The 22448-nt window shown below is 71.0% G+C and carries 14 protein-coding genes; 7 read left to right on the forward strand and 7 right to left on the reverse strand.

Annotation, left to right across the window (positions count from 1 at the left end; genetic code table 11):
• Window position 1 precedes the first annotated feature (1 nt).
• On the reverse strand, window positions 2-925 hold the full coding sequence (locus AB0C33_RS26810) for a sugar ABC transporter permease (RefSeq protein ID WP_358292566.1): 924 nt from the start codon (window positions 923-925) through the stop codon (window positions 2-4).
• Window positions 922-2277: an extracellular solute-binding protein gene (locus AB0C33_RS26815; RefSeq protein ID WP_358292569.1), complete on the reverse strand. Its 1356-nt coding sequence runs from the start codon at window positions 2275-2277 to the stop codon at window positions 922-924. The genes AB0C33_RS26810 and AB0C33_RS26815 overlap by 4 nt, the downstream gene beginning before the upstream one ends.
• Window positions 2278-2630: 353 nt before the next feature.
• Between AB0C33_RS26815 and AB0C33_RS26820 the strand changes: the two genes are divergently transcribed.
• Both AB0C33_RS26820 and AB0C33_RS26825 read left to right on the forward strand, forming a co-directional pair.
• The gene (locus AB0C33_RS26820; RefSeq protein WP_358292572.1) at window positions 2631-5042 is read left to right on the forward strand and encodes a glycoside hydrolase family 3 N-terminal domain-containing protein; all 2412 of its coding nucleotides are present in this window, start codon (window positions 2631-2633) and stop codon (window positions 5040-5042) included.
• Window positions 5029-6054 (forward strand): substrate-binding domain-containing protein, encoded by a 1026-nt coding sequence (locus AB0C33_RS26825; protein ID WP_358292575.1) that lies wholly within the window; start codon window positions 5029-5031, stop codon window positions 6052-6054. Before AB0C33_RS26820 ends, AB0C33_RS26825 begins: the two co-directional genes overlap by 14 nt.
• On the opposite strand, the gene AB0C33_RS26830 is transcribed toward AB0C33_RS26825, so the two are convergent.
• The 5 genes from AB0C33_RS26830 to AB0C33_RS26850 all read right to left on the reverse strand — a co-directional run bounded on the left by AB0C33_RS26830 (window position 6041) and on the right by AB0C33_RS26850 (window position 16177).
• On the reverse strand, window positions 6041-7597 hold the full coding sequence (locus AB0C33_RS26830) for a PQQ-binding-like beta-propeller repeat protein (protein ID WP_358292578.1): 1557 nt from the start codon (window positions 7595-7597) through the stop codon (window positions 6041-6043). The two genes, AB0C33_RS26825 and AB0C33_RS26830, sit on opposite strands and share 14 nt — an antisense overlap.
• Entirely contained in the window at window positions 7594-9183 is a 1590-nt protein-coding gene (locus AB0C33_RS26835) for a carboxylesterase family protein (protein ID WP_358292580.1), read from the reverse strand. The genes AB0C33_RS26830 and AB0C33_RS26835 overlap by 4 nt, the downstream gene beginning before the upstream one ends.
• Window positions 9184-9310: 127 nt before the next feature.
• Complete coding sequence (locus AB0C33_RS26840) at window positions 9311-10645, reverse strand: xylan 1,4-beta-xylosidase (protein ID WP_358292583.1); 1335 nt, start codon at window positions 10643-10645, stop codon at window positions 9311-9313.
• Between the two features lie 205 nt (window positions 10646-10850).
• Window positions 10851-12443 carry a glycosyl hydrolase family 18 protein gene (locus AB0C33_RS26845; RefSeq protein ID WP_352352701.1) on the reverse strand — a complete coding sequence of 531 codons (1593 nt, stop codon included), beginning with the start codon at window positions 12441-12443 and terminating at the stop codon, window positions 10851-10853.
• A 164-nt stretch (window positions 12444-12607) separates the two neighbouring features.
• Window positions 12608-16177, reverse strand: a complete 3570-nt coding sequence (locus tag AB0C33_RS26850; RefSeq protein ID WP_358292586.1) for a discoidin domain-containing protein — start codon at window positions 16175-16177, stop codon at window positions 12608-12610.
• Between the two features lie 235 nt (window positions 16178-16412).
• Here AB0C33_RS26850 and AB0C33_RS26855 point away from each other — a divergent pair, with 235 nt between their 5' ends.
• From AB0C33_RS26855 to AB0C33_RS26875, 5 genes are all read left to right on the forward strand, one after another.
• Window positions 16413-17405: a LacI family DNA-binding transcriptional regulator gene (locus tag AB0C33_RS26855; protein WP_358292588.1), complete on the forward strand. Its 993-nt coding sequence runs from the start codon at window positions 16413-16415 to the stop codon at window positions 17403-17405.
• Between the two features lie 141 nt (window positions 17406-17546).
• Window positions 17547-18920 (forward strand): extracellular solute-binding protein, encoded by a 1374-nt coding sequence (locus AB0C33_RS26860; protein ID WP_358292591.1) that lies wholly within the window; start codon window positions 17547-17549, stop codon window positions 18918-18920.
• Between the two features lie 71 nt (window positions 18921-18991).
• Complete coding sequence (locus AB0C33_RS26865; RefSeq protein WP_352325894.1) at window positions 18992-19912, forward strand: sugar ABC transporter permease; 921 nt, start codon at window positions 18992-18994, stop codon at window positions 19910-19912.
• A 2-nt stretch (window positions 19913-19914) separates the two neighbouring features.
• On the forward strand, window positions 19915-20874 hold the full coding sequence (locus tag AB0C33_RS26870; RefSeq protein ID WP_358292594.1) for a carbohydrate ABC transporter permease: 960 nt from the start codon (window positions 19915-19917) through the stop codon (window positions 20872-20874).
• A gap of 34 nt (window positions 20875-20908) precedes the next feature.
• Window positions 20909-22426, forward strand: a complete 1518-nt coding sequence (locus AB0C33_RS26875; protein WP_358292597.1) for a glycoside hydrolase family 13 protein — start codon at window positions 20909-20911, stop codon at window positions 22424-22426.
• The last annotated feature ends 22 nt before the right edge of the window (window positions 22427-22448 follow it).

The raw sequence follows: 22448 nt of genomic DNA on the forward strand, positions 1-22448 counted from the left end.
GTCAGGCCCCTTCCAGCTGGCTCGCCGAGGCGTCGCGGCCGCCCAGACGGCGCAGCAGCAGCGCCAGCGCCAGGCCCACGAGGACGAGGATGACCGCGATCGCGCTGGCCGGGCCCATCAGGTTGGCCTGGAACCCCCGCTTGTACATGTCCAGGGCGAGCACCCGGGTGGCGTCGCCGGGTCCGCCCGCGGTCAGCACGAAGATCAGGTCGAAGAACGTCAGCGACCCGACCACCATCAGCGTCGAGGACGTGATGATCGTGTACTTGAGCTGCGGCAGCGTGATGCTGAAGAACGTGCGCACCCGGCCCGCGCCGTCGAGCTGGGCGGCCTCGTACATCGAGCGCGGGATCTGCCGCACGCCGCCCTGGTAGATCAGCGAGTGGAACGGGATGAACTGCCACGACACCACGAAGATCACCACGCTGAAGGCGAGGACGGGCTCGCCCAGCCAGTCCTGGGCCAGCAGGTCGAGGCCGAGCCCGGCGCCGAGCCCGAAGTTCGGGTCGAGCAGCGCCTTGTAGGTGATGGCGATGGCGGCCGAGCTGAGCAGCAGCGGGATGAAGTAGAACACCGACAGCACGGCCCGGTAGCGCTGCCGACCGGCCAGGAACACCCCGAGCAGGATGCTGGCCGGCGTCTGCACCGCCCAGGACGCGGCCATCACCAGGAACGTCACCCACAGCGCGTGCGGCAGCCCGGGGTCGGCGAGCACGGCCCGCCAGCTCGACAGGCCGGCGAAGCCGATGTCGCCCAGCCCGTCCCAGGAGGTGAAGCTGAGGACGAGGACCCCGATCAGCGGGATCACGCCGAAGGCGACGAAGAGCAGCAACGCCGGGACGGCCAGCCAGGCGAGGGAGCCGCGGCCCCCTCGCCCGGCCGCCGCCGGCGCCCGCCGCCCGGCGGGGATCGGGATCACGCTCACTTGCCGATGACCGCGTTCATGTTCGTCTGGAACTGCTGCGGCGAGATGGACAGCTGGAACAGCTTGGCGATGTTGTCCAGCAGCACCTCGGCGGCGGTCGGGCTGAGCGCCTGGTCCCACGACTGGGCGAAGGTCTTGGCGTTGCTGGCGATGCCGTAGACGAACTTCAGGAACTCGGCGTCGGGGGAGGAAGCGAAGGCCGCGTCGGCGCCCTTGACGATCGGCACGGCGCCCGTGTCCGCCCACTCCTTGACCTCGGTCTGGTCGAGCACGCCGCTGGTGAAGAACTTCTTGGCGATCTCCTTCTGCTCGGGGGTGGCCTTGGCGGAGATCGACAGGTACTGGCCCGGGTTGCCGACGGTGTTGCTCGGGTCGCCCTTGCCGCCGTCCACGGGCGGGAAGTTCATGTAGCCGAGGTGGCCGCCGGGGACGAAGTCGCCGCCGTCGTTCTTCATGCCGCCGTACGTCCAGCCGCCGTGCAGCATCATCGCGGCCTTGCCGGTGTAGAGCAGCGCCTGGTCGGCGTTGGAGTCGGCGGTGATGGAGGAGAAGCCCTTGATGAAGCCGTTCGCCTTGATCAGGTCCTGCATCTTGGTCAGGGCGTCGAGGGCGGCGGGGTGGGACCAGGCGTCCTTCTGGCCCTCGAACACCGCCTGGAACACCTCGGGGCCGCCGATCCGGTCGAACAGGAACTCCAGCCACATCATGTTGGTCCAGCGCGACTGGCCGCCGAGCGAGAACGGCGCGATGCCCTTGGCGTTGATCTTGGGCACGATGTCCATGATCTCGCCCCAGGTCGTCGGTGGCTGCACGCCGACCTTCTCCAGGACCTCCTTGTTGTAGTACAGGACGATCGGCTGCACGGTCTCGCACGGCATCGCGTAGATCTTGCCGTCCACGGTGGCCGCGCCGAAGGAGGAGGGGAACAGCCGGTCCTTGACGGCGGCGTTCTCGGAGAACCAGGACGTGAGGTCTTCCACCTGGCCGGCCTGCACGTAGCTGCGCAGCGTGCCGCCGCCCCAGCCCCAGATCAGCGTGGGGGCCTGGCCGGCGCCGATGGCCGTCTTGATCTTGGTCTTGTAGGCGTCGTTCTGGAACGCCGTGCCCTCGATCTGGGTGTTGGGGTTGGCCTTGTTGAAGCGCTCGATCGCCCGGCGGCGCACGCCTTCCTGCGGCTCGACCGACAGGTACCAGTAGGTGGCCTTGGCGCCGCCGCCGCCGCCACCGCCGGTCGGACCGCCGCCACCGGCGCGGGTGGGGCCCGACGTGCCGCAGGCGGCGAGCGCGGCTCCCAGGGGCAGCCCCATCGAGAGGCTGAGGAAGGTGCGGCGAGAGGTTGTCCTGGTCTCCACGCTGATCTCCGTACTCGAATGCCGTGGCCTGGCCGCGGCTCGGTTGTCCTTGGGACGCGTTGGCCGGCGGTCGGATCGGCAAACCCCCCAATGCCGCTCGTCCGCTCGCCGTTGAGTGAACTAGTCGAAACATTTGCGACATGACCGCGCGGCACGTCAATCTAGATTTCGACCATTTCCCTGTCAAGACCTCTGTCGCGGAAACGGAGCTGGGCGGCGGCCGGGCCTGTGTAGTAATCTCGCGCGGGCATCTAGCTGGCTATTCTGCCCCAGTTGCGGCATTGTGCAGGTGGCAGGCCCAGCTCCGAAATGTTTCGAAACTTTGCGGCAGAACTCTTGAAGGAGTGCAGTTCATGACGGCTCTAGATCGGACCCCGGCGGATCGGGTCCTCGGTCCGTGGCTGGACCCGGCGCTTCCCGTGGCCGAGCGCGTCGAGGCCCTCCTTCAGGAGTTGACGCTGGAGGAGAAGGTCGCCCAGCTCGGCAGCCGGTGGGTGGGCAACGACATGGCGCACGAGGAGGCGGCCCCCGCCCCCGACCCGGACGGCACGGGCACCCACAACGTGGCCCCCATGCAGGACGTTTTCGCCGCCTCCGGCACCGTGCCCCTGGGCGAGGCCGCCCGGCACGGGCTCGGCCACCTGACCCGCGTGTTCGGCAGCGTCCCGGTGACGGTGGCCGAGGGCGCCGCCGAGGTGGTGCGGCTGCAACGCGAGGTCGTCGGGCTGTCCAGGCTCGGCATCCCCGCCCTCGTGCACGAGGAATGCCTGACCGGTTTCACCACCTACGGCGCCACCGTCTACCCGGCGGCCATCGCCTGGGCCGCCACCTTCGACCCCGGCCTGGTCGAGCGCATGGCCGCGGCCATCGGGCGGGACATGCGCGCCGTGGGCGCCCACCAGGGGCTGTCCCCGGTGCTCGACGTGGTCCGCGACTACCGGTGGGGCCGGGTCGAGGAGACGATGGGCGAGGACCCGTACCTCGTCTCGATGCTCGGCACGGCGTACGTGCGCGGCCTGGAGAGCGCCGGCGTGATCGCCACGCTCAAGCACTTCGCCGGGTACTCGGCCTCGCGGGCCGCCCGCAACCACGGCCCGGTCCCGATGGGCCGCCGCGAGCTGACGGACATGATCCTGCCGCCGTTCGAGGCGGCGATCACCCTGGGCGGCGCCCGTTCGGTGATGAACTCCTACTCCGACGTGGACGGCGTGCCCGCCGCCGTCGACTCCTGGCTGCTGACCGAGCTGCTGCGCGAGGAGTGGGGGTTCACCGGCACCGTCGTGTCCGACTACTGGGCGGTCCCGTTCCTGGCGACCATGCACCAGGTGGCCGCCGATCCGGCGGACGCGGGCGCACAGGCGCTGGCCGCCGGCGTGGACGTCGAGCTGCCCGACACCCTCGGCTTCGGCGCCCACCTGGTCGAGCGGGTGCGCCGCGGCGAGCTGCCCGAGTCGCTGATCGACCGCGCCGCGCGCCGGCTGCTCACCCAGAAGGTGCAGCTCGGCCTGCTCGACCCCGGCTGGACGCCGGAGGGCTCGGTCGCCGGCGCGCCGGACGTCGAGCTGGACTCGGCCGCCAACCGCGCCCTCGCCCGCGAGCTGGCCGAACGCTCGATCGTGCTGCTCGACCCCGGGACGGCGCTGCCGCTGCGCGCGGGCCTTCGCCGGATCGCCGTCGTCGGCCCGTGCGCCGACGACCCGCGCACGTTCATGGGCTGCTACGCCTTCCCCAACCACGTGCTGCCCCGCTACCCCGGGCTCGGGCTGGGCGTCGAGGCCCCGACCGTGCTGGACGCGCTGCGCGCCGAGCTGCCCGGCGCCGAGATCGTGCACGAGCCGGGGTGCGCGGTCCAGGGCGGCGACCGGTCCGGGTTCGCCGCGGCGGCCGCCGCCGCCCGCGCGGCCGACCTGTGCGTCGCGGTCGTGGGCGACCTGGCCGGGCTGTTCGGCCAGGGCACGTCGGGCGAGGGCTGCGACGCCGAGGACCTGCGGCTGCCCGGACTCCAGGCCGACCTGCTGGCCGAGCTGTTCGCGACGGGCACGCCGGTCGTCGTGGTGGTCGTCTCCGGCCGCCCGTACGCGCTGGGCGAGGCGCACGCCGGAGCCGCCGGGCTGGTCCAGGCGTTCATGCCGGGAGAGGAGGGCGGCGGGGCGATCGCCGGTATACTGAGCGGTCGTGTCCAGCCTGGAGGCAAGCTTCCCGTGCAGATACCCCGCCATCCTGGCGGGCAGCCGGGCACCTACCTGCAGCCCCCGCTCGGAGCCGACAGCAAGGGCATCAGCAACCTCGATCCCACCCCGCTGTTCCCCTTCGGGCACGGCCGCTCCTACACCTCCTTCGAGGTCGGCGACCTGCGGATCAGCGCGGCCGAGGTCCCGACCGACGGCGAGTTCACCGTCTCGGTCCGCGTCGCCAACACCGGCGGCCGGGCGGGCGACGAGGTCGTGCAGCTCTACCTGCACGACGTCCTCGCCCAGGTCACCAGGCCGGTGAAGCAGCTCACCGGCTTCGCCAGGGTGCACCTCGAACCGGGCGAGAGCAGGCGGGTCTCCTTCCTCGTCCACACCGACAGGACCGCCTTCACCGGGCGCGACCTGCGGCGCGTCGTGGAGCCAGGAGACGTCGAGGTGCTCGTCGGCACGTCCGCCGCCGACCTGCCGTGCCGCGGCGTGGTCCGGCTGACCGGGCCGACGCGGCCCGCCGGCGCGGGCAGGCGGCTGGTCACACCCGTGGAGATCCGAGGAGGAACAGATGCCGGCTCCTAGGCGCGCCACGCTGGCCACCGTCGCGGCCTCGGCCGGCGTGTCCGTCGCCACCGTCTCCAAGGTGCTCAACGGCCGCAGCGACGTGGCTCCGGCGACCCGTTCGCTGGTGCAGTCGCTGCTCCAGCAGCACGACTACGTGCCCGCCACGCCGCGCCGCGGCGAGGCGGGCGGCCCCGCCACGGTCGAGGTGCAGTTCGACGACGACCTCAACGCCTACTCCACCGAGATCATCCACGGCGCGATCGAGGCCGGCGACGAGCTGGAGACGTCGGTCGTCGTCAGCATCAGGAAGAGCCACCAGCGCACCGGCGGCTGGGCGCGCGACCTGGTCGCCGCCGGGCGGCGGGCGCTCATCGTGGTGACCAGCGAGCTGACCGGCGCGCAGCTCGGGGCGCTGACGCGGGCCCGGCTGCCGCTGGTCGTGATCGACCCGCTCAACCTGCCGACCACCAGCGTGACCAGCGTCGGCTCGACGAACTTCGCCGGCGGCCTGACCGCCACCCAGCACCTGCTGTCGCTGGGCCACCGCCGCATCGCCTACATCGGCGGCCCGCCGACCTCGGCCTGCAACCAGGCCCGCCTGCACGGCTACCGCGCGGCGCTGGAGGCGGCCGGCGCGCCCGAGCCGCCCGGCTACGTGCGCACCGCCCACTTCCACTACCAGGACGGCCTGGACAACGGCGCGAGCGTGCTCGACCTGCCGGAGCCCCCGACGGCGATCTTCGCCGGCTGCGACGAGATCGCGCTCGGGGTCATGGAGGCCGCCAGGTCGCGCGGCCTGCGCATCCCGGAGGACCTGAGCATCGTCGGCTTCGACGACACCCAGATCGCCCGGATGGCCTCGCCGCAGCTCACCACCGTGCGCCAGCCGCTGCGCGAGATGGGCCGGGCGGCCCTGCGCACCGCGCTGCGGCTGGCGGCCGGCGAGCGCATCGACTCCCACCACGTCGAGCTGGCGACCGAGCTGGTGGTGCGCGGCTCGACCGCCCCGGCGGCGCCTACGGAAGGCTGAAGGCCAGGAACACCGACCCGTACGGGTTCGGGTACGGCGTGAAGGAGTACCCGGACTGGACGAACAGCATGCCGTGCGACACCACGGCCCCGCCGCCGCCCGAGACGGCCCCGCCGCGCCCGGTCAGGCCGTTGACCCCCTGCACCTCCTGCATGGTGTCGTAGGCCCACACGACCTCGCCGGTGCGCGCCGAGTAGGCCCGCATCTTGCCGTCCATGCTGCCTTCCCAGACCAGGCCGGGCGTGCTGGAGACGGCCGGGGTGTGGCCGAGGCGGCAGACGTTCGGGTACTGGGCCGCGCCGCCGGTGGCGCAGCCGTCGGCCGGGTTGGGCGTCTCCCACAGCAGGTGCCCGGTGGCCGGGTCGAGGGCGAACAGGGTGCCGGGCTGGGCCATGTACGTGGCCACGTACAGGCGCTGCCCGTCGAAGGAGGTGCCCCACTGGACGCCGGACAGGCCGCCGCCGGGCATCGGCTTGGACAGCTGCCGCTGCCAGACGATCTTCCCGGTCCGGGCGTCGAGCACGTGGTACACGCCCGCCTTCTGCCCGATGCCGACCAGGGCGCGCCCGCCCGCCCTGAACAGGTTGGGCGCGGCCCCGAGGTCGAAGTCGAGCGCGGTGCCGTCGGGGAGGTTGGGGCAGTACTCGCGGTCCTCGGGGGTGGGCAGCGAGCACTCCAGCCGCCAGGTGTCCACGTCGGTCATCCGCCGGGTCCAGCGCGGGCGGCCGGTGTCGATGTCCAGCGCCAGCACCGAGTCGTAGTGGCCGGCGCTGCCGGTGTAGTTCTGGCCGGTGCCGACGTACAGGGTGCGGGTGACCGGGTCGAGGGCGGGGGAGCTCCACACGCCGCCGCCCGAGGGGGCGTACCGGGGGACGCCGTTGGGCCAGGTGCCGTCCTGGCGGGCCTTCGGGACGGTGTTGAAGCGCCAGACCGGGCGGCCGGTGTCGGCGTCCATGGCGTCGAGGTGGCCGCGGAAGGTGCAGCAGGCGTGCTCCTTGCCGAGGATGTTCTCGCCGCTGGAGACGCCGACGTAGACGCGGTCGCCGAAGACCAGGGGCGAGCTGGTCACGATCGCCGTGACGGTGTCGTCGAGCCGGCGGGCCCAGGCCAGCCGGCCGGTGCGCTGGTCGACGGCGTAGAACCAGCCGCGCACGTCACCGAAGTACACCTTGCCCCTGGCCACGGCCGGGCCGTCCTGCACCTGGGTGCGGCCGGTGCCGACGGTGGTCAGGTCGAACTCCCAGCGGGCGGCGCCGGTGGCGGCGTCCCTGGCGTAGAGCTTGCCTTCGGGGGAGCCGAAGTACACGGTGTCGCCCACGACGGCGGGCTGGCTGCGCGGCGTGCCGGCCTCCTTGGGATAGGCGAAGGCCCACTTCAGCGCGAGGCCGCCGACCGTGCGCGGGTTGATCGCGCGTTCGGCCGCGTTGTGCCGCCAGCCCAGCGGGCCCTGCTGCCACATGGGCCAGTCGCCGCCGGTCGCCGCCTGCGCGGGCGCGGGGCCCTGCAGCAGCGCGAGGCAGAGCGCGGTCAGCAGCCGGATCATGAGGTCGCCTCCTTGTTCCAGAACGCGCACTGGTGCTGCCTGGCGATCTCCCGCGTCACCTGGCTGTCACCGGCCGGGGCCAGGGACATGACGGCGGGGTCGGTGCGGGTGTACCGGGGCCACAGCGGGGTCCCCTCCGCGGTCGGGTCGCCGGTACGGGCGAAGCCCGTCCACTGGGCGACGAGCTGGGCGCCGAAGGAGCGCTGGTTGGCGTCCAGGTCCTTGACGTCGGAGTACAGGAAGGGCGCCTCGCTGATGTGGAAGGCGCCGTTCGGCTTGGTCCGGTCGAGGAAGAACAGCGGCGGCGCGTCGGCGTTGTCCACCTGGAAGGCGAACACCGGCAGGTGCGCGGCCAGCCGTTCGTCGTTGAGCAGCGCCGGGCAGACCGAGTTGCTGTCGGCCACGATCGTCCGGTACGCGATGAACGCCGCCGGAGCGGGGAACCTGGCCAGCGGGTAGCGGGCGAGCACCTCGGGGGCGAGGGGGCCGTACTGCCGGCGGACCAAAGTCTCGTACTCGGCCGGGGTGTTCGCGGCGGGGAGCTGGACCTCGTCGCGGCCCACGCCGTGCATGAGGGCGACCTTGTTGACCTTGCCCCTGGCGAACGCCCGGGACGGCGACATGGTCAGGATGCGGCCGTCCACGATGGGGGCGATCGTCCCGCGGTCCGGGCCGAGCCCGTCGCCGGACTGGTCGAGCAGCGCCTTGACCGGCTTGGCCCGCAGGCACGCGGCCGGGTCGGCGGCCTGCTCGCAGCCCAGCGCGGCGGCGAACCGGCCGCCCTGGGCCTGCGCCTCGGCCTGCGTGGGCAGCTCGGCCTTGCAGTCCTGCGGCTGCCAGAAGGTGTTCACGCCGCGCAGCGAGTTGTACTCGCCGCTCTGCACGATCCCCTTCTCGAACAGGCCCTTCGCGGTCGGCGACGCCGTGTGCGCGCAGACGCTCGACCCGCCGGCGCTGGCCCCGAAGATCGTCACGTTGCCGGGGTCGCCGCCGAAGCGGGCGATGTTGCGCCGCACCCAGCGCAGCGCCTCCTGCTGGTCGGACAGGGCGTAGTTGCCGGCGTTCCGGCCGAAGGCCCGGTGGGACAGGAAGCCCAGGACGCCCAGCCGGTAGCCGACGCCGACGTGCACGACGTCGCCGGCCTTCGCCAGGTAGGAGCCGTCGGAGGGGGCGCCGTACCGGAAGCCGCCGCCGTGGAACTCCACCATGACGGGCAGGTTCCGCGCCCCTTCGGGAGCGGCGACGTTGAGCTTGAGGCAGTCCTCGTCCTCGGAGGGGGAGCCGAGCAGCTCCGCCTGCGGGCAGGGGCTGCCCCGTCCGGTGCCGGAGAACACGCCGGGCCAGGGCGTGGCCCGGCGTGCGGGCGTCCAGCGCAGGTCGCCGACGGGCGGGGCGGCGTAGGGGATGCCGAGCCAGGAGCGCAGGCCCTCGCCCGCGATCCCGCACACCTGGCCCGAGTCGGTGGTGACGGTCGTGCCGGGCGCGCAGGCGGGCGCGCCGCGCGGGGCCGCCTGCGAGGGCGGCGTCGTCAGGCTGAGCGACGCGATCACGACGAGCGCGCTCAGCCCTGGTCGGAGCTTCAACATGCGCAAGTTCCCTCGATGGATTGACACGGGATCTTGCGCATCGTGCCAAGGCGAGTCAGCCGGATCAATGGCGGCCGTCATACCGGACCGCCATCTCGCCCGTGTGATCACCGCGCGCCGCCTCCGGCTAGCGGTCGCTCCACTTGATCTCGTACGGCTTGAGCGTCAGCTCCTTGCCGTCCACCGTCGTGGTGACCTGCTTGCCCGTGGTGTTGACCGCGAGGAGCTGCTTGGGCTGGGCCAGCACCCGCACCCGCGGGTCGGAGGAGGTGACCGGCTCCAGCTCGGCCCCCGCCGGGAACCAGCGGGTGAAGTCGCTCACCAGCTTGCCGGTGGGCATCAGCGCGCCCGTGCGCGGCTCCCACATGCAGGCCCGGCACTCGCCGTCCTTGGCCTGCGGGTTCCAGTACAGGGCGGTGCTCGCGCCGCTCCGGGCGAACTCCATCATCGAGACGGCCTGCACGGCCAGCCGCATGGGCTCGTCCCAGACGGTGCCGTCCTCGGGCACGAAGTACCACTCCGACCACCACACCGGCAGGTCGCCGGTCTTCTCGCGCAGCCACTTGGTGATCGCGCTGAACTTGCCCAGGGCGCCGAACGCGTCGGGCAGCAGCTCGTGGGTCTCGGTGGGGGAGGCGCCGTCCACGACGACGAAGTCGGCGCCCTTCTTGTTCTTGAACCAGTACTCGAAGGCGTCGAGGGCGTGCTGGTTGACCGCTCCCCACGGGCCGCGCAGCTCGGTGTCGCCCTTGCTGTCGCTGTCGAAGCCCAGGTACGGCCCGCCGATCTTGGCGTCCGGACGGACCGCCTTCACCGCGTCGTACACCTTGTTGTACAGCTCGGTGTAGCCCTTGTAGTCCGCGGGCTTCTTGTGGTCCCGCCAGAAGCCCTTGAACTCGTTCCAGACCATGAAGTACTTGACGTCCCGGTAGCGCTCGGCCACGGTCGCCGCCAGCTTGGCGAAGTCGTCGAAGTGCTCCGGGTACGGCGCGTCCTCCAGGTGCTCCTTCCAGGCCGACTCCTCGGTCGGGCCCTCGGGGCCGCCCTTCATCCAGTCGGGGGCGCAGCACAGCGTGATCACGCCGGTGCCGCCGGACTCCCGCATGAAGTTCGTCCGGCTGTCGAGGTCCTCCCAGAAGTACTCGCCTCGCCGCGGCTCGGGGTTGAGCGCCCCGAAGCCCATGATGTGCTGGTTCTGCAGCATCGGCGTCTCGGACAGCGCGCGGGCGACGTCCTGCTCCAGGCGCGGGGTGATGTTGTTGGCGCTGACGCCGGTGTGGGTCAGGCCCCAGCGCGGCCAGTCGGCGTCCACGGGCGGCGGCTTCAGCGCCTCGGCGGTGGCGGCGGGCGAGGACGCCGGCGGCGGCTGGGCGCCGGTGGTCTCCTGGTCGGCGGTGGCGCCGAGGGAGCAGCCGGCCGCGAGCAGCGCCATGGCGGCGAACCCCATGACGCAGGTGGCCAACCGGCCAGAACGCCGCGCCGCCGCCCTCCCGCTTACTGTTGACACCTGAATCCCCACCTGGTCCTCGGCGCTTTTTGCCTAGAGCGTTCCATGCCCCCGCAAACGCGGCAAACCAGTGGGCCGGATTCACAGCCAAGCGTTATCTCGCGGACACGGCGGCGCTTCCGGCGCCCCTGGCGCGCCGGAAGGCCGCCGCGTCCTGTCCCTAGCGGCCCTGCAGGCCCTTGACGTTGTCCCCGAACGTCCAGCCCTTCGAGCCGTCCCAGTTGATCGACCAGGTCATCAGGCCCTTGAGCTGGCCGTTGAAGGCGTTCCAGCCCTGCGAGACCAGCGAGGGGGCCATGTACCCGCCACCGGCGCCCGGCTGCGCGGGCAGGCCCGGCACCTGCTTGTCATAGGGCACGGTGATCGTCGTGCCCTGGATGGTCAGGCCGTTGTTGAGGCAGGTGGTCTGCACGGTGAAGCCCTGCACGGTGCCGGCGGAGTAGGAGTCGCCGGAGCAGCCGTACATGCTGCCGTTGTAGTACTGCATGTTCAGCCACCACAGGCGGCCGTTGTCGGCGTACTTCTTGATGATCGGCAGGTACGCGCCCCAGATCGACCCGTACGTCACGCTGCCGCCCGTCACGTACGCCGTCTCCGGCGCCATGGTCAGGCCGAACCCGGCCGGCATCTGGGCGAGCACGCCGTCGATGATCCGGATGAGGTTCGACTGCGAGGCGGAGAGCTGGGTGATGCTGCCGCCGCCGGTCAGGCCGGTCTCGATGTCGATGTCGATGCCGTCGAAGTTGTACTTCTTCAGGATCGGCACGACGGTCGCCACGAAACGGTCGGCGACGGCGCTGGAGCCGAGGTCGATGCCGGCCGCCGCGCCGCCGATGGACATGAGGATCGTCGCGCCCGCGGCCTTGGCCTGGCACATCTCGGCCGGGGTGGCGACCTTGACGGTGGCGTCCATGCCGTCCTCCCACAGCACGGTGCCGTCGGAGCGGATGACGGGGAACGCGGCGTTGATCACGTTGTAGCCGTGCGCCTTGATGCGCGGGTCGGTGATCGGGATCCAGCCGAGCGGCGGGTGCACGCCGTTGATCGCGCCGTCCCAGTTCTCCCAGTAGCCCTGGATCACCTTGCCCGCCGGGCGCGGCTTGGTCGGGCAGGTGGTGTCGGTCGGCGTCACGGTGGGGGTCACGGTGGGGGTCACGGTCGGCGTGACCGTGGGGGTGACGGTCGGGGTCACCGTGGGCGTCACGGTCGGCGTCACGGTCGGCGTCACGGTCGGGGTGACCGTCGGCGTGATCGTGGGGGAGGCGGTGCCGCCGGGGCCGTCGAAGCTGACGTCGTCGGCGTAGTAGGTGCCCTGCCCGTACCAGCCGTGCAGGAAGATGACCGCGGTGCTCTGGCTCGCGGTGGTCGTGAACGACACGGTGAGCTGCGTGTACGCCCCCGCCGACGACGTCCAGGAGGAGGAGCCGCCGGTCACGCCGAGGTAGACGTAGCTGCCGCGCACCCACGCGCTCAGCGTGTACGTCGTGCTCGGCCGCACCGACACCGACTGGGTGCACTGCGCGGTGTCGGACCCGCTGGCCGCCGCGGCCAGCGCCTTGGTGCCGGAGTGGACCGGGGTGGAGACCACCGACCCCAGCCCGCCGGTGCACGACCACGGCGACAGGGATCCGGTCTCGAAGTCCGGATTGGTGAGGAGGTTGGCCGCCTGGGCGGAGGTCTGGACGACGAGGACGCCCAGTGCCGCCAGGACGGAGGCCAGCAGCACGACGAGGAGACGGCGCGTTCGCTTCATGGTGGACAACCCTTTCGTCGCCCGAGCGCGGGCCCGCGACCAGCGGGTTCATCGGATTATGTAAAGAAACTTTAAAGTTGTCCACGGAGCTTGCATACCATTTGGGTCATATCGCGGACGTGCCGTCCGGGCCCCGCGGACCCGGACGGCACGTCGGGACGGGCTCAGTTCACGTTGAGGGTGAACGTGCTCGTCGTGTTGCGGATGTTCGTCGCGTTGTCGCTCAGCCGCAGATTGCCGAACGTCGCCGAGCCGACCGCCGGGCCCTGCCCCGGCTCGGGCAGCTCGTTGACCCAGATGCCGAAGCCCGACTTGGCGTCGAAGGCGTCGCCGCTGCGGTGGGCCCCCGAGATCGACACGTTCGTGAACACGGTGTCGGTGACCGGGTTCAGCGGCGTGCTCGGGCTGGAGTAGCCGGTCTGGAACATGATCCCGCTGTAGGTCGGGTCCACGATGTCCACGTCGGTGACCCGGATCGCGGTGAACTTCTTGGACGCGGAGAAGATCCACATCGCCGGGAAGGTCTGCTGTCCCCAGAAGTGCCCGCCGGCGCGGACGAGCGAGATGTTCTCGAACTTCGTCTGGCCCGGCCCGAAGTCCCGCATCGGGATGCCGAAGTCCAGCGAGCTGATCGTGATGCCCGAGTAGACCAGGGTGTCGGCGATGTAGGCGTTGCGCACGACGTTGTTCTGGCCGCCGTACACCGCGACGCCCGCGGCCCGCCAGGTCAGCAGCGAGGTGATGTTCTCGAAGACGTTGCCCGACTGGTCGGCGTTGACGTTGTCGATCGCCGCGAACAGCGCGAAGCTGTCGTCGCCGGTGGCCCGGGTCTCGACGTTGGTGATCAGGTTGTTCGTGCTGCCGTTGGTGAAGTTCGCGCCGTCGGCGAAGGTGTTCCTGATGCGCGAGTTCCTGATCGTGACGTGGTCGACGTTCGTGCCCCAGAACATGCAGATCTGGTGCTCGACCCAGAGGTCGTCGATCGTGATGTTCGAGACCTTCGACAGGTCGAAGATCTTGCCGGGGCCGTCGATGCGCGAGGTGTAGTTGCCGAAGTGGGCGAACCCGGCGAACGTCGAGCCGTTCGACGACGCCTCGGTGCGCCAGCCGACGTCGGTGCCGTCCTGGCCCGAGGGCGAGACGAACCTGGTGTACCAGGGGCCCGCGCCGACCACCTTGACGGCCTTGCCGTACACCTGGAACTTGCCCGTCGTCTGGTACGTGCCCGCGGGCAGGTAGACGCCGGTCAGGTTGGCGTCCTGGCGCGCCTTGTCCAGGGCGTTCTGCACGTCCTGCTGGGAGAACCCGGCCGGTACGGCGTAGTGCGCGGGGTCGGGGTTGGCGGCCGGCGAGACCTGCTCCAGGCTGACGAAGTCGATGGCGTAGGTCGTGTTGTTGGCCGGGTCCTTCTGCAGCCTGATCCTGCTGCCCTTGGGGACCGTGGCGTTCAGCATGACGTTGGCCTCGTCGTAGATGTGGCGGGCCGGGCCGGCGCCGGGGGAGTTGCCGGGGCTCGCCTCCGCGCCGTACAGCCAGGCGTACTTCGAGGTCAGGTCGATGGCCTTGTGGAAGGCGCCGTCGACGTAGATGTTCAGGGTCGAGCTCGTGCCGCCGCCGCCCGGGGCGTCCGGGATGGAGAAGCGGGTGACCAGGGTGTTGGTGTCGGCCTTGGTGGTCCACTCGACGTAGGAGCCGTTCTGGCTCAGCGTCACCGCCCGGCGGCCCGACGCCTCGCCGGCCACCGTGCCGACGTCCCTGCTCGGGCCGACGACCTGCGCGCCGCCGCCGGTCACGCCGTCCTCGGCCTCGTAGGTGTCGTACGGCATGTTCGCGCCGCGGCCGACGAAGAGCTGCTGGACGCTGGTGTTGTTGGCCTGCTTGACCGGCAGCTCGTTGGCGTCGTTCGCGATGACGGTCTTCACGGTGTAGCGGCCGCCGGCGGCCGTCCAGGTGCCCAGGGACACGGGGGCGGTGGTGGCGCCGGCCGCGATCGCGCCGCTGTGGGCGCCGGTCAGGGTCCTGACGACCGTGCCCGCCTCGTTCGCGACGGTCAGCGTGACGCCGTGCGCGCCGGCGGCGGAGGCCACCGTGCCCTGGTTCTTGATGGCGACCGAGAAGGCGACCGCGCTGCCGGCGGCCGGGTTGCCCGGCGTCCAGGAGACCGGCGCGGCGACCAGGTCGGAGGTGTCCACCGGCTTGACGACCAGCGGGGACGGGCCGGTGAGGGAGTTGTTGGACTCGTTCTGCTCGATGACGGTCCCGGCGTCGTCGACCTTGGCGGTGACCGGGTAGCTGCCGGCGTCCCGGGCGCCGATGTTCGCGGTCACGGTCGCCGAGGCGCCCGCGGCCAGCGCGCCCACGTTCGCGGTGGCGACCTTGCCGGAGCCGAGGGAGAAGGCGACGTCGGTCGCGGCCGACGCCGCGTTGCCGGCGTTCCTGACCACGGCCGACAGCGTGACCGCGTCGGTCTCCACCGGCGCCTGCGGCGACCAGGACAGGGAGGTCACGGTCAGGTCGGGGTTCGGCGCGGGCACGCCCATGACCTGCAGCTCGGCCACCTGCCCCGCCGGGGCCCCGGTGTTGGCCGTGAACGAGAGCCGCACGTCGGCCACCCGCGCGCCGACCGGCACCGTCACCGTGTTGCCCGAGCCCGGGTCGAACGTGTAGGCCGCCGAGGAGACCAGGTTCGTGAACCCCGAGGCGCCCTGCTCCCTGCCGAGCACCTGGAACGTCTGGGTGCGGGTGCTCCACACGGCGGCCGGGTCCAGCCTGACCACGACCGAGGAGACGTCGGCGTTCGCGCCGAGCTGCACGGTCAACGTGTTCGGATAGCTGCCGCCCGCGCCCTCCCAGTAGGTCGTCACGCTGTTGTCGTTGGCGTTGGCGGCGACGTAGGTGTGCACGTAGGAGGAGGCGGTGATCGGCTTGCCGGCGGCGAGGTTGGAGCCGCCGCCACCGCTGCCGACGCGGGTGACGGTGTTGCTGGCCGGGGACTGGTTGCCCGCCGCGTCCCTGGCCTTGACCTGGTAGGAGACCGTCAGCGTGCCGGGCTGGGTGTCGGTGTAGGTCAGCATGTTCCCGGCGACGCTGCCGCGCAGCGCGTTGTTGGCGTAGACGTCGTAGCCGGTCACGCCCACGTTGTCGGTGGCGGCGGTCCAGGTCAGCTTGATCTGCCCGGCGACCGGTTCGGTGTAGGCCAGGCCGCCGGGCGCGGACGGGGCCTGGGTGTCGCCCGAGCCGGGGCCGCGCACCTCGAACTCCGAGACCTGGGCGGCGGGCCAGCCGGTGTTGGCGGTGACGGTCACCCGGACGTACCGGACGGTCGCCGCGGTGAAGGTGATCGTCGCCGCCGGGGCGAACGTGCGCACGGCCGAGGCCGAGAGCGTCGTGAGCGGCGAGCCTTCGGTGCCGCCCTGCACCGTCAGCGTCTGCGTCCTGGACTCCCACGTGGCGGGCAGCTTGAGGACCACCTCGTTCACGCTGACGGCCGAGCCGAGGTCCACCTGGATCCATTGCGGGAAGGCGTTGTTGGCGCTCTCCCAGTAGGTGGCCTGGTCGCCGTCGGTGGCGTTGCCGCCGCCGTAGACGTCGGTGGTGCTGCTCACCGTGACCGGTTTCCCGGCCGCCAGGTTCGGGCCCGCGGCCGCGGCCGGTGGGGCCGTCCAGCCGATCAGGGCCAGGGCGACGGCCACGGCCGCCGCGAGCGGTCGTAAGAGGGAGGGCTTGCGTCTCATGGGGGGTGTCACCTCTCGTCGGGCTGGGAGGGTTGCCCGCACCTTAAGTTGACTCCTAGAAATCCGCAATGTTTCTACTTCGTTTCGCAAATAATCGACTGTCGCGTGATTTCGCGGGCCCGGCGAACGAAGCAGGTCGTGACCCCTGCGGAAGCGGCGGAAATCCGCCCCCTCGCACGCAAGGATGGGCGCAAGCTGTTGCAAGTCTTTGCGGGATTGGTCGTATAGTTTGCGCATGACCCGACGACTCGGAGACGTGGCCAAGAAGGTCGGCATGAGCGAGGCGACCGTGAGCCGGGTGCTCAACGGCAAGCCCGGCGTGTCGGAGGCCACCAGGGAGGCCGTGCTCACGGCCCTCGACGTGCTCGGGTACGAGCGCCCCACCCGGCTGCGCGGCGACCGCGCCCGGCTGGTCGGCCTGGTGCTGCCCGAGCTGCAGAACCCGATCTTCCCGGCGTTCGCCGAGGTCGTCGGCGGCGCCCTGGCCCAGCAGGGCTTCACCTCCGTGCTGTGCACCCGCACGGTCGGCGGGGTGAGCGAGGCCGACTACGTCAGCCTGCTGCTCTCCCAGCAGGTCAGCGGCGTCGTCTTCGCCGGCGGCCACTACGCCCAGGCCGACGCCTCCCACGAGCACTACGAGCTGCTCTACGAGCGCAAACTGCCGACCGTCCTGGTCAACGCCGCCGTCGAGCACCTGGGGTTCCCGCAGGTGTCGGCCGACGACGTGGTGGCCGCCGAGATCGCGCTCGGCCACCTGCGCAGCCTCGGCCACGAGCGGGTGGGCCTGGTGCTCGGGCCGCGCGACCACGTGCCGTCCCGGCGCAAGCTCGCCGCCGTGGCAGGGCAGGTCGATCCCGCGCTGGTCGAGCACAGCATGTACTCGCTGGAGGGTGGCCACGCGGCGGCCGCCAGGCTGGTCGCCAGGGGCGTGACCGGCATCGTGTGCGCCGGCGACATGCTCGCGCTCGGCGCGGTGCGGGCCGTGCGCCGGGCCGGCCTGTCGGTGCCGGCGGACGTCTCGGTCGTCGGGTTCGACGACTCGGCCCTGATGAACTGCACCGACCCGCCGCTGACCACCGTGCGCCAGCCGATCGACGCCATGGGCCGGGCCGCCGTCGACCTGCTCATCGCGCAGATCGACAAGCACGTGGTGCCCGCCGACGAGCTGCTCTTCGACCCGGAGCTGGTGGTCAGAGCCTCGACGGGACGGGTTCGCGGCTCGTCCTGAGAACGTCTTCCGGTGACCTAGTCGTTATCTTGCAACCCTATGTCGAAACATTGCGGACATCTGAGGGATCTGCCATTGTGAGCGCACAGCGGGGCGCCTCACCGTCCCCCGGCTTCGTCAAGCTTCGGAAGGGTCAGATCGATGAAGAGATCGGACTATCGCAGGACTGTGGGGCTGCTCGTGGCGGCAGGCCTGAGCATGAGCGCCGTGGCCTGCGGCAGTGGCGACGACACCAAGCCCGAGGCGCAGGGCAGCGCCTCCGGCGCCGCGCAGGTGAGCATCACCGTCGCCTGCCAGCCCGCGAAGTCCGCCCCCAAGGAGCGGCAGGCCTGGGACGACGACGTGGCCGCGTTCATGAAGGCCAACCCCGGCGTGACGGTCAAGAGCACCGACCAGCAGCCCTGCTTCGACCCCAAGACCTTCGGCCCGAAGCTGGCCGGCGGCCAGATGGAGACCGTGTTCGTGGTGCCGGTCACCAACTACGGCGACGTGATCGCCAAGGGACAGGGCCTGGACATCACGCCGTACACCGGTGAGATCAAGAACTGGAACGACCTGCGCCAGGACGTCCGCGACCTGGTCACCAAGGACGGCAAGGTCTACGGCGTCCCCAACGTCCACTACAGCGTCGGCCTGGTCTACAACCGGGCGCTGTTCACCAAGGCCGGGCTCGACCCCAACAGCCCGCCCAAGACCTGGGCCGAGGTCCGCGAGGCGGCCAAGAAGATCGCCGCGCTCGGCGGCGGCGTCATCGGCTACGGCGAGTACTCCGGCGGCAACACCGGCGGCTGGCACTTCAACCAGGCCCTGTACGGCCGCGGCGGCGACATGGTCTCGGCCGACGGCAGGACCGCCGCGTTCAACTCGCCCGAGGGCAAGGCCGTGCTGCAGTTCCTCAAGGACCTGCGCTGGGTGGACAAGAGCACCGGCGCCAAGCTGTTCAACGCCTGGGAGCCGCTCATGCAGGCCATGGGCTCGGGCAAGGTCGGCATGATGCTCGGCGCCCCCGACGTCGTCACCGACGTGGTCAACAAGTTCAAGGGCGCCGCCACCGACTACGGCATCACCGGCTTCCCCGAGGCCAAGGCGTCGCTGAGCGGCGGCGAGGCGTTCTTCGTCAACCCCAAGGCCACGCCCGAGCAGGCCAAGGCCGGCCTGGCCTGGGTGAACTTCCGCTTCAACACCGTCGACAAGGGCCGCTTCGACTTCGCCCGCGGCAAGTCGCTCGGCAACCCGGTCGGCGTGCCCGACAACGACGTCTACGGCGCCTCGCCCACCGGCAAGGCCATCCAGGACGCCCGCAAGGCCAACGCCACCCTGCCGGTGGAGAACTACCAGCCGTACGTGGACGCCTCGGCCACCATCCCGCCCAAGATGGAGCCGCCGCACGCCCAGGAGCTCTACGCCATCCTCGACGTCGCCATGTCGGCCGTGCTGAGCCGCGAGGACGCCGATGTCGACCAGCTCCTCGCGGACGCCGAGACCAAGGCGAACGCCATGCTCGGCAAGAGCTGAGCGGAACGTGAGACCGGGGCGCCGCACCCGCCGGCGCCCCGGTACGTCGAGTCGGTGATCGGAGACACCCCATGAGCATTGCGACCGCCGGAGCCGCGCGACGGCCGAGGCCGCCCTCGCCGTTGCGCCGGGCGTTGCGGAGGAACCTGACGGCCTACGGGTTCATGGTCGGGGCGCTGTTCTGCTTCGTCCTGTTCTCCTGGTATCCCATCGTCCAGGAGTTCATCCTCAGCTTCCAGAAGACCGACCTGGTCAACGAGCCGGAGTGGGTCGGGCTGGACAACTTCAGGGCCGCCTTCGCCGACCCGGCCTTCGGGCCCGCGTGGCTGAACACGCTCATGTTCACCGTCCTCGCGCTGGTGCTCGGCTACGGGCTGCCGTTCGCGGTGGCGATCCTGCTCAACGAGCTCCGCCACTGCCGGGCCTACCTGCGGTTCGTGGTGTACCTGCCGGTCATGCTGCCCCCGGCCGTCGCGGTGCTGCTCTTCCGCTGGTTCTACGACCCCGACGTCGGCCTGTTCAACCAGATCCTCGGCTTCTTCTCGCTGCCCGGACTCAACTGGATCTACTCGACCGACACCGCGCTGCTCTGCCTGGTGCTCGTCTCGACCTGGATGAACATGGGCTCGGCGACCCTGATCTACCTCGCCGCGCTGCAGAACATCCCGCCCGACCTCTACGAGGCCGCCGAGCTCGACGGCGCCGGCGTCTGGAAGCGGATCAGGCACATCACGATCCCGCAGACCCGGCTGATCCTGCTGCTCATGCTGATGTTGCAGATCGTCGCGACCATGCAGGTCTTCATCGAGCCGTACCTGCTCACCGGCGGCGGCCCGGAGAACGCCACCGCCACCGTCGTCTTCCTGATGTTCCAGCAGGCGTTCACCTACAGCGACTACGGCGCGGGCGGCGCGCTGGGGATGATGCTCATGGTCGTGCTGCTCGCCTTCGCCGCCGTGCAGCTCCGGCTGACCCGCGAGGAGAAGGGCTGACCATGTCGAACGCCACCCTGCGACGCCCCGCCGCGCCGCCCTCGCCAGGACGCCGGGCCAGGAGACGGCCGCCCAGGCGCATCGAGGTGCAGTTCCGCACGATCATCTCCCCGCACCAGCTCAACAGCCGGTGGGGACGGCGGGTCTACTGGACGGTCCTGGTCGCGACCGTCGTCACGTTCACGGTCGTGTTCCTCCTGCCGATGTACTGGATGATCACCGGCGCGCTGAAGTCGGCCGAGGAGTTCGCCCAGGTGCCGCCCACGCTCTTCCCGAAGGAGCTGAACTTCGGGAAGTTCCTGGAGTCGTGGGAGCTGTTCGACATCGGCACGCTGCTGAAGAACACCGTCCTGTACGCCGGCGGCGGCTGGCTGATCACCATGTCGGTCGACGTCGCCGCCGCGTACGCGCTGTCGAAGCTGCGCCCGGCGTTCGGCAACGTCATCCTCGGCGCCATGCTGGCCACGCTGATGATCCCGCCGATGGTCGTGCTCATCCCCACCTATCTCGCCATCCACGACGTGCCGGTCCTCGGCTGGGACCTGCTGAACAACCCGTGGGGCCTGTGGCTGCCCGCCGCGGCCAACGGCTTCAACATCTTCCTGCTCAAGAGGTTCTTCGACTCCATCCCCCGCGAGCTGCTCGAAGCCGCCCAGATCGACGGCGGCGGCCCGTTCCGCATCCTGTGGTCGGTGGTGCTGCCGGTCTCCCGCCCGATCCTCGGCGTGACGTCGATCTTCACGATCGTCACCTCGTTCAAGGACTTCATCTGGCCGCTGCTCGTCATGAGCGACAGCGAGAAGATGACGCTCAGCGTGGGCCTGGCCCAGACCGCCGGAGCCGTGTCGCAGGACCAGGTCATGGGCGGCCTGGTGATCGCCAGCATCCCGACCGTCATCGTCTTCTTCATCTTCCAGCGGCACATCATGGCGGGACTCACCGCCGGCAGCCTCAAGGGCTGAGTGCCTCCACCTATGGCAAGGAGTTGTCTTCAGCATGTCCGAAACGTGGTGGCGGGGAGCCGCGATCTATCAGGTCTACCTGCGCAGCTTCGCCGACGGCAACGGTGACGGCGTGGGCGACCTGGCGGGGCTGCGGGCACGTTTGCCGTACCTGTCGGCGCTCGGGGTGAACGCGATCTGGCTCAACCCCTGGTATCCGTCGCCGCTGGCCGACGGCGGGTACGACGTGGCCGACTACCGGGACATCGACCCCGTGTTCGGCACCCTGACCGAGGCGGAGGAGCTCATCGCCGAGGCGCACGCCCTGAACATCAGGATCATCATCGACGTGGTGCCGAACCACAGTTCGACCGCGAGCGCGTGGTTCCAGGAGGCGCTGCGCGACCCGTCCGTGCGCGACCGGTTCTGGTTCCGGGACGAGCCCGGCGAATGGCAGTCGATCTTCGGCGGCCCCGCCTGGACCCAGGTGCCCGACGGCCAGTGGTACCTGCACCTGTTCGACCCCGGCCAGCCCGACCTCAACTGGACCAACCCGGACGTCCACCGCGAGTTCCACGACGTGCTGCGCTTCTGGTACGACCGCGGCGTGGACGGCATCCGCATCGACTCGGCCGCCCTGCTCGCCAAGCCCGACGGCCTGACCGGCTCGTACGAGGACCTGGACGAGGTCCACGACGTCTACCGCAGCTGGCGCCTGATCAACGACGAGTACGACGGCCGCGTCCTGGTCGGCGAGGTCTGGCTGCCCGACCAGGAGCGACTGGCCCGCTACCTGCGCTCCGACGAGCTGCACACCGTCTTCAACTTCCCGTTCCTGGCCTGCCCCTGGGAGTCCGCCGGGCTGCGCCAGGTGATCGAGCAGACCCTCGCCACCCACGCCCCGCTCGGCGCCCCGCCCACCTGGGTGCTGTCCAACCACGACGTCGCCCGCGTCGTCACCCGGTACGGCCGCGCCGACACCTCCTGGGACCACGGCGACCGCAGGGACGGCGCCCCCTCCGACCTGGAGCTCGGCTACCGCCGGGCGCGCGCGGCGGCGCTGCTGGCCATGGCGCTGCCCGGCGGCATCTACATCTACCAGGGCGAGGAGCTGGGCCTGCCGGAGGTGGACGACATCCCGGACGAGCTGCGCCAGGACCCGATGTGGCGGCGCTCGAACCACACGGTGAAGGGCCGCGACGGGTGCCGGGTGCCGCTGCCGTGGTCGGGCGACGAGCCGCCGTTCGGCTTCGGCACGGCCACGCCGTGGCTGCCGCAGCCGGACGCCTGGAACAAGCTCACCGTCGAGGCCCAGACCGCCGACCTGGGCTCGATGCTCAACCTCTACCGGGACGGGCTGCGCATCCGCGCCGAGCGGCTCGGCGACGGCACGCTCACCTGGCTCGACCTCGGGCCCGACGTGCTCGCCTTCACCCGGGACTCCGGTCTGACCTGCGTGGTCAACCTGGGCGCCGACCCGGTGCCGCTGCCCGCCCACGGCACGGTCCTGCTGGCCAGCGGCGCCCTGGACGGCGACCGCCTGCCCACCGACACGGCGGCCTGGATCGCCTGACACCGCCCCGGCCCGTCCGGAA

The organism is Nonomuraea sp. NPDC048881 (genome assembly GCF_040649795.1).
GTDB lineage: Bacteria > Actinomycetota > Actinomycetes > Streptosporangiales > Streptosporangiaceae > Nonomuraea.

What these genes read in the sequence shown, in the direction of transcription:
- AB0C33_RS26870 (WP_358292594.1), top strand. Translation starts at nt 19,915, where the DNA reads ATGTCGAACGCCACCCTGCGACGCCCCGCCGCGCCGCCCTCGCCAGGA.
- AB0C33_RS26860 (WP_358292591.1), top strand. Translation starts at nt 17,547, where the DNA reads ATGAAGAGATCGGACTATCGCAGGACTGTGGGGCTGCTCGTGGCGGCA.
- AB0C33_RS26875 (WP_358292597.1), top strand. Translation starts at nt 20,909, where the DNA reads ATGTCCGAAACGTGGTGGCGGGGAGCCGCGATCTATCAGGTCTACCTG.
- AB0C33_RS26865 (WP_352325894.1), top strand. Translation starts at nt 18,992, where the DNA reads ATGAGCATTGCGACCGCCGGAGCCGCGCGACGGCCGAGGCCGCCCTCG.
- AB0C33_RS26825 (WP_358292575.1), top strand. Translation starts at nt 5,029, where the DNA reads ATGCCGGCTCCTAGGCGCGCCACGCTGGCCACCGTCGCGGCCTCGGCC.
- AB0C33_RS26845 (WP_352352701.1), bottom strand. Translation starts at nt 12,443, where the DNA reads ATGAAGCGAACGCGCCGTCTCCTCGTCGTGCTGCTGGCCTCCGTCCTG.
- AB0C33_RS26855 (WP_358292588.1), top strand. Translation starts at nt 16,413, where the DNA reads ATGACCCGACGACTCGGAGACGTGGCCAAGAAGGTCGGCATGAGCGAG.
- AB0C33_RS26835 (WP_358292580.1), bottom strand. Translation starts at nt 9,183, where the DNA reads ATGTTGAAGCTCCGACCAGGGCTGAGCGCGCTCGTCGTGATCGCGTCG.
- AB0C33_RS26820 (WP_358292572.1), top strand. Translation starts at nt 2,631, where the DNA reads ATGACGGCTCTAGATCGGACCCCGGCGGATCGGGTCCTCGGTCCGTGG.
- AB0C33_RS26830 (WP_358292578.1), bottom strand. Translation starts at nt 7,597, where the DNA reads ATGATCCGGCTGCTGACCGCGCTCTGCCTCGCGCTGCTGCAGGGCCCC.
- AB0C33_RS26850 (WP_358292586.1), bottom strand. Translation starts at nt 16,177, where the DNA reads ATGAGACGCAAGCCCTCCCTCTTACGACCGCTCGCGGCGGCCGTGGCC.